Annotated in this window: 15 protein-coding genes; 9 read left to right on the top strand and 6 right to left on the bottom strand. The window is 67.5% G+C overall.

The features are described 5' to 3' along the window. Window positions 1-74 precede the first annotated feature (74 nt). Window positions 75-920, top strand: coding sequence for an MBL fold metallo-hydrolase (locus ACKY0X_RS15385; protein ID WP_409426742.1), 846 nt, complete (start codon window positions 75-77; stop codon window positions 918-920). Further along, window positions 917-2,173, top strand: a complete 1,257-nt coding sequence (locus tag ACKY0X_RS15380; protein ID WP_409426741.1) for a cytochrome P450 — start codon at window positions 917-919, stop codon at window positions 2,171-2,173. Before ACKY0X_RS15385 ends, ACKY0X_RS15380 begins: the two co-directional genes overlap by 4 nt. A 21-nt stretch (window positions 2,174-2,194) precedes the next feature. Here the strand turns inward: ACKY0X_RS15380 and ACKY0X_RS15375 are convergent, their stop codons facing one another. The 3 genes from ACKY0X_RS15375 to ACKY0X_RS15365 all read right to left on the bottom strand — a co-directional run bounded on the left by ACKY0X_RS15375 (window position 2,195) and on the right by ACKY0X_RS15365 (window position 5,576). Further along, on the bottom strand, window positions 2,195-2,998 hold the full coding sequence (locus ACKY0X_RS15375) for a L,D-transpeptidase (protein ID WP_109413703.1): 804 nt from the start codon (window positions 2,996-2,998) through the stop codon (window positions 2,195-2,197). Between the two features lie 140 nt (window positions 2,999-3,138). Beyond that, on the bottom strand, window positions 3,139-3,333 hold the full coding sequence (locus ACKY0X_RS15370) for a YbdD/YjiX family protein (RefSeq protein ID WP_409426740.1): 195 nt from the start codon (window positions 3,331-3,333) through the stop codon (window positions 3,139-3,141). Then, window positions 3,309-5,576, bottom strand: a complete 2,268-nt coding sequence (locus ACKY0X_RS15365) for a carbon starvation CstA family protein (RefSeq protein WP_409426739.1) — start codon at window positions 5,574-5,576, stop codon at window positions 3,309-3,311. The genes ACKY0X_RS15370 and ACKY0X_RS15365 overlap by 25 nt, the downstream gene beginning before the upstream one ends. A 117-nt stretch (window positions 5,577-5,693) precedes the next feature. Here ACKY0X_RS15365 and ACKY0X_RS15360 point away from each other — a divergent pair, with 117 nt between their 5' ends. The 4 genes from ACKY0X_RS15360 (at window position 5,694) to ACKY0X_RS15345 (ending at window position 11,169) form a co-directional block, all read left to right on the top strand. Then, a complete protein-coding gene (locus ACKY0X_RS15360) occupies window positions 5,694-6,461 on the top strand; it encodes an SDR family NAD(P)-dependent oxidoreductase (protein ID WP_409426738.1) in 768 nt (255 codons plus the stop codon). A gap of 21 nt (window positions 6,462-6,482) precedes the next feature. Continuing rightward, entirely contained in the window at window positions 6,483-8,657 is a 2,175-nt protein-coding gene (locus ACKY0X_RS15355) for an acyl-CoA dehydrogenase (protein WP_409426737.1), read from the top strand. Between the two features lie 118 nt (window positions 8,658-8,775). Further along, on the top strand, window positions 8,776-10,512 hold the full coding sequence (gene poxB, locus ACKY0X_RS15350; protein WP_409426736.1) for a ubiquinone-dependent pyruvate dehydrogenase: 1,737 nt from the start codon (window positions 8,776-8,778) through the stop codon (window positions 10,510-10,512). A gap of 189 nt (window positions 10,513-10,701) precedes the next feature. Next, window positions 10,702-11,169 carry a homocitrate synthase gene (locus ACKY0X_RS15345; RefSeq protein ID WP_065042278.1) on the top strand — a complete coding sequence of 156 codons (468 nt, stop codon included), beginning with the start codon at window positions 10,702-10,704 and terminating at the stop codon, window positions 11,167-11,169. Between the two features lie 36 nt (window positions 11,170-11,205). Here ACKY0X_RS15345 and ACKY0X_RS15340 read toward each other — a convergent pair whose 3' ends face one another. After that, window positions 11,206-12,681 carry a cytochrome P450 gene (locus ACKY0X_RS15340; RefSeq protein ID WP_409426735.1) on the bottom strand — a complete coding sequence of 492 codons (1,476 nt, stop codon included), beginning with the start codon at window positions 12,679-12,681 and terminating at the stop codon, window positions 11,206-11,208. A gap of 117 nt (window positions 12,682-12,798) precedes the next feature. Between ACKY0X_RS15340 and ACKY0X_RS15335 the strand changes: the two genes are divergently transcribed. Both ACKY0X_RS15335 and ACKY0X_RS15330 read left to right on the top strand, forming a co-directional pair. Beyond that, a complete protein-coding gene (locus tag ACKY0X_RS15335) occupies window positions 12,799-13,449 on the top strand; it encodes a TetR/AcrR family transcriptional regulator (RefSeq protein WP_409426734.1) in 651 nt (216 codons plus the stop codon). A 64-nt stretch (window positions 13,450-13,513) separates the two neighbouring features. Beyond that, a complete protein-coding gene (locus ACKY0X_RS15330) occupies window positions 13,514-14,389 on the top strand; it encodes an SDR family oxidoreductase (protein ID WP_409426733.1) in 876 nt (291 codons plus the stop codon). 13 nt (window positions 14,390-14,402) lie between these two features. On the opposite strand, the gene ACKY0X_RS15325 is transcribed toward ACKY0X_RS15330, so the two are convergent. Continuing rightward, window positions 14,403-15,581, bottom strand: coding sequence for an AAA family ATPase (locus ACKY0X_RS15325; protein ID WP_409429651.1), 1,179 nt, complete (start codon window positions 15,579-15,581; stop codon window positions 14,403-14,405). Between the two features lie 132 nt (window positions 15,582-15,713). Between ACKY0X_RS15325 and ACKY0X_RS15320 the strand changes: the two genes are divergently transcribed. Further along, the gene (locus ACKY0X_RS15320) at window positions 15,714-17,147 is read left to right on the top strand and encodes a sensor histidine kinase (protein ID WP_409426732.1); all 1,434 of its coding nucleotides are present in this window, start codon (window positions 15,714-15,716) and stop codon (window positions 17,145-17,147) included. Here ACKY0X_RS15320 and ACKY0X_RS15315 read toward each other — a convergent pair. Further along, window positions 17,117-17,797, bottom strand: a complete 681-nt coding sequence (locus ACKY0X_RS15315; protein WP_409426731.1) for a response regulator transcription factor — start codon at window positions 17,795-17,797, stop codon at window positions 17,117-17,119. The two genes, ACKY0X_RS15320 and ACKY0X_RS15315, sit on opposite strands and share 31 nt — an antisense overlap. Window positions 17,798-17,866: the final 69 nt, after the last annotated feature.

The raw sequence follows: 17,866 nt of genomic DNA, 5'->3' as shown, positions 1-17,866 counted from the left end.
GACCCGGTTCCTCGAATCGCTCACTTCCAAATGATTCGTGGCATACGATCGCGCTGCGAGAAGGGGACCCTGGCGTGCAGCACTGGACCGTCGGCGACGTTGACATCCACGCGGTCCTGCAGGCGGTCATACCGATCCCACCCGCCCTGCTCTTCGAAGCGGCATCCGAGCGATTCGCGGACGACACGCTGGCGGACTACCGCGACGCGTCGGGCAACATCTTGATGGCGATCCAGTCCTATCTGATCGCGTCCGAGGCGTCGTGCGTGCTGGTCGACACCTGCTTCGCCGAAAGCTTTCTGCGGACGCGCAACCTCCCCGACCGCTTCGAGGAGTCGTTGGCGGCTACCGGATTCAGCCCCGGCGACATCACGGCGGTGGTGTGCACGCATCTGCACCGAGATCACGCCGGGGGCAACACCATCGAGCAGGACGGGCAGTGGGTGCCGAGGTTCGCCGGCGCCGACTACCTGGTGACCGCGGCCGAGCACGCGCACTGGAGCGAATTCACCGGTGAGGACCGGGTGGCACCCGAATGCGTCGCGCCGCTGGCTCAGCACGGCAAGCTGCGGCTGGTCGGGCCGGATCATCGGCTGACCGAGACGGTCCGGCTCGTCCCCACTGCCGGTCACACCCCGGGCCACGTGTCGGTGCGTATCGAATCCGCGGGCGCGGTCGCCTACATCAGCGGCGACGTCGTGCACCATCCGGTCCAGATCGCCGACCCCGAGATCAGTGCCCGGCCCGACGCCGACCCGAGCGCTGCTCGCGCCAGCCGTCGGGCTCTGCTGCGCCGCGTCGCCGACGAGCGGGCGCTGCTGCTCGGATCGCATTTCGCCGCCCCCTCGGGCGGCTACATCAACAGCGCCGGTGCAGGTTTGGCGTGGCAACCGCTGGTAGAGCGAGAGGGAGCACGATGACCGACACACAGCACCTGCTGCCGGAGGGGTTCGACTTCACCGACCCCGCACTCATCGGCGAGCGGATCCCGCACGAGGAGTTCGCCTTGCTGCGCAAAACCGAACCGATCTGGTGGAACGCTCAGCCCTTCGGCGTATCTGGCTACCCGGACGAGGGCTACTGGGTCGTCACCAAGCACGCCGATGTCCGGGCGGTGTCTCTGCAGGACGAGGTGTTCTCCTCGCACGAGAACACCTCGCTGATCCGGACGAATACCACGGACAACCAAGAGCTCCACGATGCCAGCCGCGACAACATCATGCTGTTTCTCGATGGACCCAAGCACGCCAAGCTGCGCCGGATCGTCTCGCGGGGTTTCACGCCCCGCGTGGTTGCCGGCATGCGGGATTCGCTGGACCGCCAAGCCCGAGAGATCGTCACGGCCGCCGCCGAGCACAACACCGGCGACTTCGTCACCGAGGTGGCCTCGCAGCTGCCATTGGCGACCATCTGCGAGTTGATCGGTGTCCCAGCAGACGAGCGCCAGCAGGTCTTCGACTGGAGCAACCGGCTGGTGGGCGGCGGCAACGGCGAACCGGAAGCCGGAGCCGACGGGCTCCAAGCCTCCGCCGAACTGTTGGGCTACGCCTATCAGATGGCCGAAGACCGCAAGGCACACCCGCGCGACGACATCGCGACGGCGTTGGTTACCGCGACCATCGATGGCGAAGAGCTGACCGCGCTGGAATTCGGTTACTACGTGATGATGCTGATGGTGGCCGGCAACGAGACCACCCGCAACGCCACCTCGCAGGGGATGCTGGCGTTCTTCGACCACCCCGACCAATGGCGGCTGTTCGTCGACGAACGCCCCACCACCATGGCCGAAGAAGTGGTTCGCTGGGCGACGCCGGTCATCTCCTTCCAGCGCACGGCGTTACGCGATGTCGAACTCGGCGGAGTGCAGATCCGTAAGGGCCAGCGGGTCGGCATGTTCTACGGCTCGGCCAACTACGACGACGAGGTGTTCGACAACCCGTTCAGGTTCGACATCCTGCGAAGCCCCAATCCGCACTTGGGCTTCGGGGCTCCCGGAGCGCACTACTGCATCGGGGCCAACCTCGCCCGCATGCAGATCAACCTGATCTTCGGTGCGCTGGCAGACATCATTCCCGACATCCACCAGCTGGATCGCCCGTCACGGTCGGTGCTGCCCTGGATCAACGGGATCGACGCTATGCCGGTCGAATTCGGCAGCGCTGGGACGTCCTAGCGGACGTCCCAGCGGCCCGCGTCACTCCTTGATGATCACCGGGTCGCCGATGTTGACCCGGTCGAAGTACCACTCGGCATCGGTGGGGCTCAGGCCGACACAACCGTGGCTGACGTTCTCCAGCCCCAGGGAGTGCAGCGCCCAGGGTGCGGAGTGGACGTAGAGTCCGCGGCGGGTGATACGTACCGCCTGCTCGACCTCGAAGCGGTAGCCCTCGGCGGAGTCGATCGGGATCCCCACACTGCTCGAGTCCATCACGACCTTGCGGTCCTTGCCCAGCACGGTGTAGTTGCCCGTCGGCGTCTCGTATTCGGTCTTGCCCATGGTGGCGGGCATGACGCCGTCTTCGCCCCAGTGCGGGCGGTGGTGCGGCGTGGGCAGCGGGCCGGCCTCGTCGCTGTCACCGTCGACGGTCACGGTGAAGGTGTGCGCCGAGATGCTGGCGACGCCGACAACCTTTGCGCCCGTGCTGAAGTCGACGGAGAGCTTGCCCACCGACAGTGCCACGGCGCTGTGCGCGGGCCAGTAGTGGTCGGGAACCCACTGCACCTCGGTGTCGTCGACCCAGTCAAACGTTCCGGTCATTGGCGGGTTGGACCGCACCGCGATGGAGCGCTCGGCGGCCCGGCGGTCGATCACCGGTGCGGAGAACGTCACCACGACCGGGTGCGCCACGCCGACGACCGCACCCGACGACGGCTGGATCGACGCGATCCCCGCGCCGGGCGGCTGGCTGGCCGCGGCCGAACTTGTTCCGGGCGGCGTCACGAGCGTTGTGACCGCGACCCCGATCACCACCATTGCTGAGCGCACCGATGTCCACATCGTCGGCATACCTTCCCGATCTTGTAACTTTGGTTATCGCCGTTGATGGTAGGGAGATTCGCGTCGATATGCCTCGCGCACATGCCCACGAGACGGTCAAGGCTTCATTAAGGTTTGGACACGGCCCGTGGGCGGCGGTGTCAGCAGCAGCGCGCTCCGGGATCGCCGTCGTGACGGCGCCGCCAGTAGTCGCGCTCGGAGAGCACCGGTTCGCCGGGATGAGCACGGCGGCGGTACTCCAGGTAGCGGTGGTAGTGGTTGTCGCCCAACAGCGATGCCCAGTACCAGCCGACATGGCGAGCGGCCCGCGCTAATCCGAGCAGCGGGCGTCCCATTGCTCCTGCACCTTTCGTTCGGCCGCGGTCGGAATCAACCCAGCAGGCGCGAACCGCTTCGATGGCATCGGCGGCGGCTCGATTGTCGAGACTGTTCCACGAATCGCCCGTAGCGACACCACAATTCCGGCGACGACCACCGCCGCCACCAGCGAGGCGAACACAATCGACAAGGTGCCCTGGATGAAGGTGTTGCGGACGACATCGTGCAACTGCGATGCGTTGGCCGCCGATCCGAACGACGTCTCGCCGGCCCGCTCAGCGGCCCGATAGGCGAAATGCTGCGTCCAGTAGCCCACCCGCGGATCGCCGGAGAAGATCTTCTGCCACGAGGCCGTCATGGTGACCGTTAGATCCCACAGCAGCGGAATGCCCGGGACCAGCGCCCATTTCAGGCCGTAGTTGCCCCGGCTCTTCTTGATCACGATCACCGTCACCACCGTCAGCGCGATCGCGGCCAGCAGCTGGTTGGCGATACCGAACAACGGGAACAGGGTGTTGATCCCGCCGAGCGGATCGGTGACGCCCATCAACAGGATCGAACCCCACCCGGCGACCACGGCCACACTGCACACCCACGCCCCGATCCGCCAACTGGGGTTGGACAGCCGGCGCAGCGGCCCACCCAGGTTGCTCAGGGCGTCGGAGAGCATGAATCGAGCCACCCGGGTGCCGGCGTCAACGGTGGTCAGGATGAACAGCGCTTCGAACATGATCGCGAAGTGGTACCAGAAGGCCTTGAGACCCGGTCCGCCGAACACACGCCCCAGCACGTCGGCCATTCCTAGCGCCAGGGTGGGGGCCCCGCCGGTGCGCGACACGATCGACTGTTCCCCGACCGAGGTGGCGGCCTCGGTGATCTGCTCGGCGGTCACCGGGGGCCCGTCCAGCCCGAGCCCGTTGACGTACGCGGCGGCACTCTCGGCGGTACCGCCGGTTGCGGCGACCGGTGCATTGAGCGTGAAGAACAGGTGCTGGTCCAGGATCGATGCGGTGATCAGCGCCATCACCGCCACGAAGGACTCGGTGAGCATGCCGCCATAGCCGATCAGCCGCATCTGGCTCTCTTTTTCGAGCAGTTTCGGCGTGGTACCCGAGGCGATCAGCGAATGAAATCCGGACAGCGCTCCGCACGCGATCGTGATGAACAGGAACGGGAAGAGGGACCCGGCGAACACCGGTCCGTCGCCGGTGCGGGCGAACTCCGAGACGGCCGGCGCGGCCATCAGCGGCCGGGCAACCAGGATGCCGACGGCCAGCAGGATGATGGTGCCGACCTTCATGAACGTCGACAGATAGTCGCGCGGCGCCAGCAGCAGCCACACCGGCAGCACCGAGGCGGCGAAACCGTAACCGATGATGCACCAGGACAACGTCACCGGGGACAACGTGAACCATGCGACACCCCAAGAGGTTTCGGCGACCCACTTGCCCGCTGCTACAGCGCCCAGCAACGCGACGATTCCGATCAGGGACACCTCGGATACCCGGCCTGGCCGCAGGAACCGCAGATAGAACCCCATGAACAGGGCGATCGGAATCGTCATCGCGATGGAGAACACACCCCAGGGACTTACGGCCAACGCCCGCACCACGATCAGTGCCAGTACCGCGATCAGAATCACCATGATGACCAGCACGCCGATGATCGCGGCCGCACCGCCGACGGCGCCCAGCTCCTCGCGGGCCATCTGTCCCAAGGAGCGACCCCGTCGGCGCACCGAGCACCACAGCACCAGGTAGTCCTGCACGCAACCGGCCACCACCGCGCCGATGATGATCCAGATGGTCCCCGGCAGGTAGCCCATCTGAGTGGCCAGTACCGGGCCGACCAGCGGACCTGCGCCGGCGATGGCAGCGAAATGGTGGCCGAAGAGCACCCTGCGATCGGTCGGCAGATAGTCGGTGCCGTCCTCCAAGATCTCCGCAGGCGTGGCGTGGTCGTCGCGCGGTTGCACGATCTTGCGCTCGATAAACCGTGCGTAGAAACGGAATCCGATGATGTAGGTGCACACCGCGGCGATGACGAACCACACCGCGTTCACCGACTCGCCGCGGGCGAACGCGATCGATGCCCAGGCCACCGCCCCCGCGACCGCCAGCGCACCGAACACCGTCTTGTGCCGCGCGGAGATGGGGGAGCGGTCGAGCACGGCCACCGGGGGCAGCTGGGGATCGGTGTGCACATAGGTCACCGGCCCGTCGTGTCGCTCGACTACCTCTGGCGCCGTCGGTGCGGCCACGGGTACCTCCTGGGGGCCTTCTGTGATGCCCGAGGGGCAGCGGTTTCCGAGCGGAACGATAACTTGTCCTAGATTCTCAACTACTAGATTTCCAGTAACGGCGGCGAAGGGGTCTGCATGGACATCAACGGGAAGAAGGTCATCATCGTCGGTGGCGCCTCCGGAATGGGCCGCGCTACCGCGGAGTTGCTGGCTGCCGGCGGGGCGGATGTTGCGGTGCTCGACCGGGAAGGCTCGGAGGGCGGGGAGGTGGCCGCCGGTCTGAAGGGCGGAGCCGGTGTCTTCTACCCGGTGGACATCACCGACTTCGACGCTACCGAGAAGACTCTGGCTGCGGCGGTCGAGGGCCTGGGCGGGCTGCACGTCATCGTCACCACGGCCGGCGGGGGTATCGCCAAGCGCACCCTGTCCAAGTCCGGCCCGCACGATTTGGAGTCCTTCCGTGCGGTGATCGACCTGAATCTGATCGCCACGTTCAACATCAACCGGCTGGCCGCCGCGCACATGAGCACCAACGAGCCCGAAGACGAAGAGCGCGGCGTCATCATCAACACGGCGTCGATCGCGGCCTTCGAGGGCCAGATCGGCCAGGTCGCCTACACCGCCGCCAAGGCGGGCGTGGCCGGTATGGCCCTGACCATGGCTCGCGACCTCGGTTCGGTGGGCATCCGGGCGCTGGCGATCGCGCCGAGCCTGTTCGCCACCGGCCTGACCAAGGGCATCCCGGAGGAGTTCGCCAGTGCCCTGACCAAAGACGCGGCGTTCCCCAAGCGCCTCGGCCGGCCCGAGGAGTTCGCCAAGTTGGTTGCCGCTGTCGTCGACAACCCGATGCTTAACGGACAATGCCTGCGGCTCGACGCCGGGCAGCGGTTCGCCCCCAAGTAAACGAAAGCCAGGAGACTCCCCATGGGCATTGGATTGACCGACGACCACCGCGAACTTGCCGAGGTGGCCCGCGGGTTCTTGACCGCACAGAAGGCCCGCTCGGCGGCCCGGACGCTGCTGGACGCCGCCGAGGAGACTCGGCCCCCGTTCTGGACCGAACTGGCGTCCCTGGGCTGGCTGGGCCTGCATATCGGCGAGGAGCACGGCGGCTCCGGTTTCGGGCTGCCCGAGTTGGTGGTGGTGATCGAGGAGCTGGGCCGCGCAGTTGCCCCGGGTCCGTTCGTTCCGACCGTCATCGCCTCCGCGGTGATCGCCGCCGCCGGCACCCCCGAGCAGCAGGCCCGCCTGCTGCCCGGACTGATCGACGGTTCGGTGACCGCCGGGGTCGGACTGGCCGGCGGCCCGGGCGGCCTGGTCCTGGACGGCGGAGTGGCCTCCGGTGACGCCGGGGTGGTGCTGGGCGCGGGCCTGGCCGATGTGCTGCTGGTGGCCGCCGGCGAGGACGTGCTGGTGCTCGAGCGCGACCGCGCCGGTGTCAATGTCGACGTGCCCGGCAACCTCGACCCGACCCGCCGGTCCGGGCGCGTGACGCTGACCGGGGTCGGCGTCACCCCGGACGACGTCTTGGCCGGCGGGCGCGAGTCCGCGCTGGCGCGCGCCCGGGTGCTGCTGGCCGCCGAAGCGGTCGGCGGCGCGGCCGACTGCACCGATTCGGCAGTCGAGTACGCCAAGGTGCGCGAACAGTTCGGCCGCACCATCGCCACCTTCCAGGCCATCAAGCACCACTGCGCCAACATGCTGGTCGGCGCCGAATCGGCAATCGCCGCAGTGTGGGATGCCGCTCGGGCTGATGGCGAGGACGAATTCGCCTTCCGGCTGGCCGCCGCGGTGGCCGCCACGTTGGCGTTCCCCGCCTACGTGCGCAACGCCGAGCTCAACATCCAGGTGCACGGCGGTATCGGCTACACCTGGGAGCACGACGCACACCTGCAGCTGCGCCGGGCCCTGACGGTGCAGGCGTTGTTCGGCGGCGACGCACCGGCCCTGGCCGTCTTCGAGAGCGCCGCGGCCGGCATCACCCGGGCCAACAGCCTGGACCTGCCGCCCGAGGCCGAGGAGCTGCGCACCCGGATCCACGCCGACGCCGCCGAGATCGCGGCGTTGGGCAGCGAAGACCAGCTGGACAAGCTGATCGCGACCGGCTATGTCATGCCGCACTGGCCCAAGCCCTGGGGTCGGGCCGCCGACGCCGTCGAGCAGCTGGTGATCGAGCAGGAATTCAGCGCCGCCGGAATCCAGCGGCCCGACTACTCGATCACCGGCTGGGTGATCCTGACGCTGATTCAGCAGGGCACCGACTGGCAGATCGAGCGATTCGTGGAGAAGGCGCTGCGCCAGGAGGAGATCTGGTGCCAGCTGTTCTCCGAGCCCGCCGCCGGCTCGGATGCCGCCGCGGTCAAGACCAAGGCGACCCGGGTCGAGGGTGGCTGGAAGATCAGCGGCCAGAAGGTGTGGACCTCCGGTGCGCACCTGTGCCGGCGCGGCCTGGCCACGGTGCGCACCGACTTCGACGTCCCGAAGCATGCCGGCATCACCATGGTGATCATCGACATGAAGGCGCCCGGCGTCGAAGTGCGGCCGTTGCGCCAGATCACCGGCGGGTCGGAGTTCAACGAGGTGTTCTTCAACGACGTCTTCGTTCCCGACGAGGACGTCGTCGGCGAGGTCAACGAGGGCTGGAAGGTCGCCCGTGCCACCTTGGGCAACGAGCGGGTCAGCATCGGCGGTGGCGGCTCCTACACCGCCGGAGTGGACCAGCGGCTGATCGCATTGGCGCAGCAGCATCGGAATTCCGTGGCCGACGCTGCGGTGCGGATCGGCCGGTTCGTCGCCGACGAGCATGCGTTGCGGCTGCTGAACCTGCGCCGGGTGGCACGCAGCATCGCCGGCGCCGGCCCGGGACCGGAGGGCAACGTCACCAAGCTCAAGCTCGCCGAGCACATGGGTGATGGGGCGGCCATCGGAGCGGCGCTGCTGGGCCCGGACGTCGCCCTGGACGACGGGCCGGGCGCCATGGCTGGCCGGATGGTGATGGGGGCGCGCGGTATCGCGATCGCCGGCGGCACCTCGGAGGTGACCCGCAACCAGATCGCCGAGCGAATTTTGGGGATGCCCCGCGACCCGCTGATCAAGTAGCGTTCCCCATGACGCGAGCTGGGGGCACCTCCCGCTCGCGGGGGAGCGCGTTTGCACAGCGACACGCCGGCTGCGCTGGCATTCCGCGCACGCTCGCTCGCGGTGAGGAGAACGCGAAATGGCAACCGTCGCAGACCATGTCATCGCCACTCTCAAACACAGCGGGGTGCAGCGCATCTTCGGGATACCCGGCGACAGTCTCAACGGGCTCACCGATGCGATCCGCCGGGCCGGCGACTTCGGCTGGGAACAGGTGCGCCACGAGGAGACCGCCGCATTCGCGGCAGCCGCGGAGGCGGCGCTCAGCGGCAACTTGGCGGTGTGCGCAGGTAGTTGCGGACCCGGCAACCTGCATCTGATCAACGGCCTGTTCGACGCCCAGCGCAGCCGGGTGCCGGTGCTGGCGATCGCTGCCCATATCCCGCTGGCCGAGGTCGGCTCCGACTACTTCCAGGAAACCCATCCGCAGAACCTGTTTCGCGAGTGCAGCGTCTACTGCGAGTTGGTCAGCACTCCCGAGCAGGCGCCGCGGATCCTGGAGCTGGCCATGCGTGCGGCGGTGGAGGAGAACGGCGTCGCCGTCGTGGTGGTGCCGGGCGAGATCTTCGGCCACCGGCTTGACGAGACCGCCTGGGGGAGGCGCCCGGTGCGACCCAGCGGATCGGTCTGCCGCCCCGACGAGCAGGGACTGCGGGCGGCCGCGGCCATGCTCAACTCCGCCGCCAACGTCACCATTTTGGCCGGTGCGGGGGTCGCCGGTGCCCATGACCAGGTGATGCAGCTGGCGCACACCTTGGCAGCGCCGATCGTGCACGCGTTGCGCGGCAAGGAATACATCGAGTACGACAACCCCTATGACGTCGGTATGACGGGGCTGCTCGGTTTTGCGTCCGGATACAAGGCGATCGCCGAAGCCGACGTATTGCTGATGCTCGGCACCGACTTTCCCTACCAGCAGTTCTATCCCGATCGTGCGCAGATCATTCAAGTTGATATTCGCGGTCGAAACCTGGGCCGACGCACCCCGATCGATCTCGGACTGCTCGGCACGGTTGCCGACACCGTCGCCGCGTTGCAGCCATTGCTGGCAAGTAAGAACGACCGTAGCCACCTGGAAAGGTCGCTGAAGCACTACCGCAAGACCCGCCAGCGACTCGACTCGCTGGCGTCCAACGATCGAGACCGCACTCCGATACGTCCCGAATATGTTGCTGCGGTTGCTAATCGGTTGGCCTCGGATGACGCGGTGTTCACCGTCGACGTCGGATCCCCGGTGGTATGGGCGGCACGCTACGTAACCATGAACGGACGACGGCGATTGATCGGGTCGTTCAACCACGGCACCATGGCGTGCGCGCTGCCACACGCGATCGGCGCCCAGTCCCTCGACCGGAAGCGACAGGTGATCGCGTTGGCCGGCGACGGTGGCCTGGCGATGCTGTTCGGCGAGTTGCTCACCCTGACGCAGAATCGCTTGCCGGTCAAGGTGATCGTGTTCAATAATTCGTCGCTGAATTTTGTCGAACTGGAGATGAAGGCCGCCGGCATCGTGAACTTCGGTACCGAGTTGGATAATCCGGACTTCGGCGCCGTCGCCACCGCGCTGGGCATGTTCGGCCGTCGGGTGGAGCATCCTGCCGATTTGGAAGCGGCGCTGACCGAGGCGTTGGCCTACGACGGACCGGCCGTCGTCGACGTCGTCACCGCACGTCAGGAACTGTCGATTCCGCCGGCGATCACCGCTGAACAGGCCAAAGGCTTCTCGCTCTACGCGATCCGGACCATCTTGGCGGGTCGCGGCGACGAACTGCTGGACCTGGTGACCACCAACGTGGCTCGCCGCATCTTGAATTGATATCGATCTCGACGCCAGTCCATAAATGCGTTGCGCGTCCAGCGGGCGCGCTATTAGCCTTGGTGACACCATGCGTTATCTAGTTGTAGTAGCCGGCACCCGCAGCGGGGTCTGATCCAGACCGACCCCCCGCTGTGGGTCGGAAGCTACTCCCGTCGGTCGCTCTCTTCGAGCAGAAAAGACCGCACTATGGCCAACACATCCTTCGCAGACCGATTCGACACCCGACTACCGCGTGAACTGCGCGACCCGGGCGCCCAACTCACCTGGGATGGCTTCGTGGCCCACTATGGGCGTTGTGCCGGGCCGCTGCGGCTGGGCCGCTGGCGCTGTCTGGATGCCGATCGACCCGCGGCCCGGTTGGGGCTGCAGGGCCGCACCTACCAGGCGACGATCGCCATCGGAGACCGGACCGGCACCTGCACCGCAGCGGCGCACGGCCCGCTGGGCGCGCTGACCGAGATGCTGTACGAGCGTGGAATCACGTTGGAAATCCTAGGATTTCATCAGCTCGGCTGCGGTGCCGAGACCGCGACGTTCATCCATGGGTCCAATGGCCGGGCGGCGGCTTGGGCGGTGGGCTTCGCGCCCGACGCCGCGGCCTCGGCCGTGGATGCCGTCGTCACGTGCGTTAATCGGCTGCTGACAGCAGCGTGATCAACGAGCCGCCCGGCAAGTGAACTGGCGCGCGGCTCAGAGCCGCCGCAAGACGATCGGCATTCCGTCCATCGGGATCGGCATGCCGCCGTAGTCCCAGCGCGGCTGGTAGCCGGGGTGCGACAGCTCAATCCGGTACTGGCGCAGCAGCCGGTGTAGCACCGTCTTGACCTCCAGGCGGCCGAACACCATCCCAATGCACTTGTGCGCCCCGCCACCGAACGGCGCCCAGGCGTAGCGGTGTTTCTTGTGCTCGGCCCGCGGCTCGAGGAATCGCTCCGGGTCGAACTGGCGCGGGTTGGTGTACAGCTCGGGCAGCCAGTGGTTCATGCCCGGCCAGGTGACCACGTTGGTGCCGGCCGGCACGTAATGGCCCAGCAGGTCGGTGTCGCGCACGGTCTGGCGCATGTTGAACGGCAGTGGCGTCACCAGCCGCAGGGACTCGTCCATGACAAGGTCGAGAGTCTCGAGCTTCTCCAGGGACTCGATGTCCAAGGGGCTGTCGCCGAGCCGTTGCGACTCGTCGCGCGCCCGCTCCTGCCACTCCGGGTGTGCGGCCAGGTGGTAGATCATCGTGGTCACCGTCGAGGTGGTGGTGTCGTGGGCGGCCATCATCAAGAAGATCATGTGGTTGACGATGTCGGCGTCGGAGAAGCTGTTGCCGTCCTCGTCGGCGGTGTGACAGAGCACGGTCAGCATGTCGGTGCCCTCGGCCTTACGGCGCTCTTTGACCCGCTCGACGAAGTAGTCCTCCAGCAGTTTGCGGCCCTGCAGGCCCTGCCACCACTTGAATGGCGGCAAGCCGGTCCGGATGATCGCGCCGCCGGCCCGAGTGGTCTGCTCGAAGGCGCGGTTGACCTTGGTGACCAGCTGGTGGTCGCTGCCCGGCTCGTGGCCCATGAACACCACCGAGGCGACATCGAGGGTCAGTTCCTTCATCGCCGGGTACACCAGGAAACGGCCGTCGTCGGTGGGCCAGTCGGCCACGATCGCCGAAGCCACCCGGTCGATGTCCTCGACGTAGCTGGCCAGCCGCGGCCGGGTGAAGGCGGACTGCATGATCCGCCGATGGCCCATGTGCTCGTCGAAGTCCAGCATCATCAGGCCGCGGTTGAAGAACGGCCCAATGACCGGGAGCCAGCCCTTCTGCGAGTAGTCCTTGTTCTTGTTGGTGAAGATCGTCTGGGTGGCGTCAGGCCCCAGCGCGACGATCGACGGCAGGATGGGCGAGTCGGCGAAGGTGATCGGGCCCCGGGTGTTGTACAGGTGCAGCGGGAAGTCGGGTCCCTGACGAAACATCTCGACGATGTGACCCAGCAGTGGGAGTCCCGAGTCGCCGACGATGGGCTTCAGGCCGCTGCCCGGGGGCGGCGCGGCCAGCGTCCGCTGCGGCCAGTCCACCGTCATCAGCCGCTTTTCCAGCAATCCCATCCCGGGGATGGTGTTCACGGTCGGGATGAACCGGCGTTTTGCCTGGTCGAGCAGGTAACGCGGGGTACTGATGGTGGTCACAGACGCTCCTCTAAATGCCCGGACAGATTGTGGTAACCGTCACTCGGCCCTAATCCTTGGAGTAAGTTTGACGCCTGTCAAGTTTGAATCCGGCGCGGCGTGGTGCAAGGTGCAAAGGTGAATAGCGAGGTTGACGCGGGTGGGCGGTCTGCCGACGATCTGCCGTTGCGGCGGGGCGACAAGCAACGTCAGGCGATTGTCCAGGCGGTACGGGAACTGCTGGAGGAGAAACCCTTCGCAGAACTGTCGGTCAGCACCATCAGCGACCGGGCCGGGGTGGCGCGCTCGGGGTTCTATTTCTACTTCGATTCCAAATACGCCGTGCTCGCCCACATCTTGGCGGAGGCCACGCACGAGCTCGAAGAACTGACGCACTACTTTGCGCCGCGGGGCGCGGACGAATCGACGGAGGCATTCGCCCGGCGCATGGTGGGCAGCGCGGCCGCGGTCTACGCCCACAACGATCCGGTGATGTCGGCGTGCAACATGGCGCGCAACAGCGACGCCGAGATCCGGGAGCTGCTGGACGCACAGATCGATGCGGTGATCGACCAGATCGTCGGCGTGGTCAACGACGAGCTCGCCGCGGGGACCGCGAACCCGATCAGCGACGACATCCCTGCGCTGGTGCGGACCCTGGGCGCCACCACGGCCTACATGCTTTCCGGGGACAGTGCCTTCGTGGGCCCCGGCGGCGATGTGAGTCGCGGCGTGCAGGTGCTCGAGGCGTTGTGGCGCAACGCGCTGTGGGGCGGCGGCACGGGCTAGCCGACACCGGCGCAACAGGGGATCGAATCATCGGTGCGCGGTACCGCCGGTATCGTCTGCACCCATGACACGCGTAGCGCAGTACTACCGGGGCAAACGGTGCTTCATCACCGGAGCGGCGAGCGGGATCGGACGGGCCACTGCATTGCGGCTGGCTGAGCATGGTGCCGAGCTGTACCTGACCGACCGAAACGCTGAGGGCCTGGCTGAAACCGTCGCCGACGCACGCGCTCTGGGCGCGCTGGTACCCGAGCACCGGGTGGTCGACATCGCTGATTACGACGACGTCGCCGCCTTCGCCGCCGACATCCATGAGCGCCACGATCCCATGGACGTCGTGATGAACATTGCCGGGGTCTCGGCGTGGGGGACAGTCGACCGGTTGTCTCACCAGCAGTGGCGAAAGATGGTCGACATCAACTTGATGGGCCCGATTCACGTCATCGAATCGTTCCTGCCGCAGATGGTCGCCGCCGGCCGCGGCGGGCGCCTGGTGAATGTGTCCTCGGCAGCCGGAATCGTCGCATTGCCTTGGCACGCGGCCTATTCCGCCAGCAAGTACGGCCTGCGCGGAGTGTCGGAGGTACTGCGCTTCGACCTGGCCCGGCACCGCATCGGGGTGTCGGTGGTGGTTCCCGGCGCGGTCAAGACCGGGCTGGTCAACACCGTCGAGATCGCCGGCGTGGACCGCGAGGACCCGCACGTGGAGAAATGGGTGGGCCGATTTGCCGGCCACGCCGTGTCCCCGGAGAAGGCGGCCGAAAAGATCCTGGCCGGGGTGGCACGCAACCGCTACCTGGTCTACACCTCCGGCGACATCCGGGCGCTGTACGCGTTCAAGCGGCTAGCGTGGCTGCCCTACAGCGTGGCCATGCGTCAGGCCAACGTGCTGTTCAGCCGGGCGCTGCGGCCCTCGCGGGATTCGTTGCGCAGCTCCTGAGGCGCCGGACAGGTCAACGGCTGCCCCAGTCCCACGGCGGGGTGTTGAGCAGGCCCAGACCGGCGACCCGCGTCTCGCCGAAGTCTTTGTAGACCTCGATCTCCGCGGTGTCGTGGCGATCGGCATCGGCGACCGGCACGGCGGCCAGCAGTTCGGGCATGGTGCGTGCGTGGGTGACCACCACAACCTGGGTTCGGGTGGCGGCCGCCCGGATGAGCTCGGCCAGTGGCGCCACCAAGTCGGGATGCAGAGACGTCTCCGGCTCGTTGAGCACCATCAGCGACGGTGGCTGCGGGCTCAGCAGGGCGGCAGCCCACAGCAGGAAGCGCAGGGTGCCGTCGGACAGTTCGGCGGCACGCAACGGGCGCAGCATGCCCCGTTGGTGCAGCTGCAGGTCGAACATGCCGTCGTGCGAGCTGACCGACAGCGTCGCGCCGTCGAATGCGGCCGCGATCGCACGGTCCAGCTCGTCGTCACCGGACTCGATGATGGTCTGTACCGCCGCAGCCAGATCGACGCCGTCGCCGGCGAGTACCGGCGTGCGCGTACCGACCTGCGGCCGTCGCACCGGCGCGCCGGCATCGACCCGGAAGCCGTCGTAGAAGCGCCAGTCCCGTAGCCGGTCGCGGACCGCGGCCAGTTCCGGATGCGCGCCGGGGTGGGCGAATTCGGCGAGCACGCTGCGATAGGTGGGCAGGGTCCGTGACAGTTCCTCCACACCGGAGTCCGTGCTGGCCTGCGCGAAAGCCCGGGTGCGGCTCACCAACGTGGCGCCGCGCCGCGGCACCGGCCCGGCGAAGATCACTTCACGCTTGATCTCTGGATCGTGGGCGAACGCCGACGCCTGCGCGGGGTCCTGTGGCAGTCCCAGATCGACCAGGTAGCCGAAATCGTCGGAGGCGAAACCCATCTCCAGCGAGACCACTCGGGTGCGCACGCTGCCCTGGGCGGTTCCGCTGCGGCGCGCTTCGCGGAGCTGTTCGGGGCCGGCCCACAGCACTGACTCCAGGCCGCCCTCGCGAGCCAGCGAGCCGATCACCTCGCCACGCCCGCAGTCGGCCAACAGTCGTAATGCCCGGTACAGCGAGGACTTGCCGGTGCCATTGGCCCCGGTCACGACCGTGAGAGGTCTCAACGGCAGCACCAGCTCGCGCAGCGAGCGGTAACCCCGTACGGCCAGCGTCGACAGCATGCCCGGCAGGGTAGCGGGTGACTCCGACGCGGTGGGCGTCGTGAGCAAACCCGCGGCCTCAGTGCCATCACAGCGGCGGCGGGCGACGATGACGGGCATGCTGTGTCGGTATGCGATGAAGCGGGAGGCGGGGTGAGGGGCAACACGCACCGGATGCGGGCCGTCATCAAGCGGGTTCGCTCGCTGTACAGCGGAGTTCGGACCCGCACGGCGCTGGCCGCCGCGGCGGTGATGACGGTCTGCCTCGCGATTGCGGGCGGGCTGCTCCTGTTGGTGCTGTACCGGTCGCTGGAATCGACCGCCGAGACCGCGGCCGGACTTCGTGCCGAACACATCGCCGCCCAGCTGCGGTCCGGCCACTTCGACGACCTGGAGTCGGCGTTACTGGCCACCGATGGGCACATCGCCGTCGTACAGGTCGTCGGCGCGTCGGGCGTGATCCGGGCCGCCTCCAACGGCGCACCCCGATCACCGCTGACCGCGATAGCCCTCGCCGACGGTCAAGCGCGCTATGTGGGCCGCGTCGAATCCGCCACCGGCGAGGAATATTGGGTCTCGGCCCGCGGTGCTGTCGCGGACGGAGCGCCGGTCACCGTGCTGGTGGGGGTGGACCGCGAACCGGTCGAGGAGATCGTGACCGTGGTGGGTGTGCTGTTGGCGGTGGGCGCGCCGATTCTGATCGTGCTGGTGGCGGTGGGAACGTTCCGCCTGGTGGGCGCCGCACTGCGGCCGGTGGAAGCGATCCGCGCCCGGGTGGCGTCGATCTCGAGCGCTGATCTGACCGAGCGGGTGCCGGTTCCGCGAACCCATGACGAGATCGCCGAACTGGCAACGACAATGAACGCCATGCTGTCTCGCCTGGAGCACGGCAGGGCCGCGCAGCTGCGTCTGGTCAGCGATGTCTCACACGAACTGCGCAGCCCGCTGGCCACGATCACCACCGCGCTGGAGTTGGCCAGTGCCCGGCCCGAGCTGATGGACCGGGCACTGATCGACGAATCGCTTCTTCCGGAATCACATCGGATGAGCCGACTTCTCGAGGACCTGTTGCTGCTGGCCCGCTCCGACGAAGGGGCATTGGGATTACGGGGAGAGGACGTCGACGTCGACGATCTGTTGGCGGCCGAGGCGAACCGACTCGGCGGCAGCGGCTCGGTCAGCGTCGTGACAGATATCCGGGCGTGCCGGGTCACCGGCGACCGCGCCGCCCTGACCCGGGTGATTCGCAACCTGGTCGACAACGCGGCACGGTATGCGTGCAGCACGGTGACGCTGAGCTGCCGTCCGGTCCCGGACGGCGTGGTCATCACGATCGCCGACGACGGTCCGGGGATCCCCGCGGCCGACCGGAGCCGGATCTTCGACCGGTTCGTCCGGCTCGACGCGGCCCGTGCCCGGACCTCGGGCGGCACCGGACTCGGCCTGGCGATCGTCGCGGAGGTGGTGCGTGCCCACCGCGGAACCGTTGCCGTGGCCGATGCTGCCGACGGTGGTGCGGTGTTCACCGTCGCACTGCCGCAGCGGGGTTTCCCCGATCAAGAGTCGGTGTCCGAGCGCAGGCGGTAGCCGGCGCCGCGCACCGTCTCGATGGTGGCGAGCCCGAACGGCACGTCGATCTTGCGGCGCAGATACCCGACGTAGACCTCGACGACGTTCTCGTCGCCGGTGTAGTTCGTGTCCCATACCGACCGCAAGATGTCGGCCTTGGTGACGACGTCATCCTGGTGTCGCATCAAGAACTGCAGCAGTCCGAATTCTCGCGGTGTCAACGTGATCACCGTGTCGCCGCGGGTCACCCGGCGGCGAGCCGGATCCAGTGACAGGGTGCCGGCAGTGAGCACCGTCGGACGTGCCGGGGCGCCTCGGCGCAGCAGCGCGCGCAGCCGCGCCACCAGCACGACGAACGAGAACGGCTTGGTCAGGTAGTCGTCGGCGCCGATATCGAAGGCATCGGCCATGTCGTACTCGCCGTCCTTGGCCGACAACATGAGCACCGGCGTCCACACCTGCTGCGCCCGCAGCTCGCGGACCACCTGGTAGCCGCTGAGGCCGGGCAACATGATGTCCAGCACGATCACGTCGTAGTCGCCGGTGGTGGCGGCGGCCAGGCCGTCTGCACCATCGTGTTCGATATCGACGACGAAGCCCTCGGCCGCCAGTCCACGACGCACGGTCTCAGCCAGCCGAGCTTCGTCTTCGACCAGCAATATCCGCACGACACCAGTACAGCAGAGCTCGGCCACCTGGCCCGCCGCGTTCTCAGCGGTCCCACAGCGCCTGGCGGA

The sequence above is a fragment of the Mycobacterium sp. SMC-11 genome (assembly GCF_046250095.1).
Classification (GTDB): Bacteria; Actinomycetota; Actinomycetes; order Mycobacteriales; family Mycobacteriaceae; genus Mycobacterium; species Mycobacterium heraklionense_A.
The sequence above is the reverse complement of the archived record's forward strand: the minus strand, read 5'-3'. Positions and strand labels throughout refer to the sequence as shown.

Bases quoted from the DNA above. Each gene is read 5' to 3' on its own strand.
- ACKY0X_RS15375 (WP_109413703.1), bottom strand. From the start codon at position 2,998: ATGTGGACATCGGTGCGCTCAGCAATGGTGGTGATCGGGGTCGCGGTC.
- ACKY0X_RS15345 (WP_065042278.1), top strand. From the start codon at position 10,702: ATGGCCAACACATCCTTCGCAGACCGATTCGACACCCGACTACCGCGT.
- ACKY0X_RS15370 (WP_409426740.1), bottom strand. From the start codon at position 3,333: ATGGGACGCCCGCTGCTCGGATTAGCGCGGGCCGCTCGCCATGTCGGC.
- ACKY0X_RS15355 (WP_409426737.1), top strand. From the start codon at position 6,483: ATGGGCATTGGATTGACCGACGACCACCGCGAACTTGCCGAGGTGGCC.
- ACKY0X_RS15325 (WP_409429651.1), bottom strand. From the start codon at position 15,581: ATGCTGTCGACGCTGGCCGTACGGGGTTACCGCTCGCTGCGCGAGCTG.
- ACKY0X_RS15330 (WP_409426733.1), top strand. From the start codon at position 13,514: ATGACACGCGTAGCGCAGTACTACCGGGGCAAACGGTGCTTCATCACC.
- ACKY0X_RS15360 (WP_409426738.1), top strand. From the start codon at position 5,694: ATGGACATCAACGGGAAGAAGGTCATCATCGTCGGTGGCGCCTCCGGA.
- poxB (WP_409426736.1), top strand. From the start codon at position 8,776: ATGGCAACCGTCGCAGACCATGTCATCGCCACTCTCAAACACAGCGGG.
- ACKY0X_RS15380 (WP_409426741.1), top strand. From the start codon at position 917: ATGACCGACACACAGCACCTGCTGCCGGAGGGGTTCGACTTCACCGAC.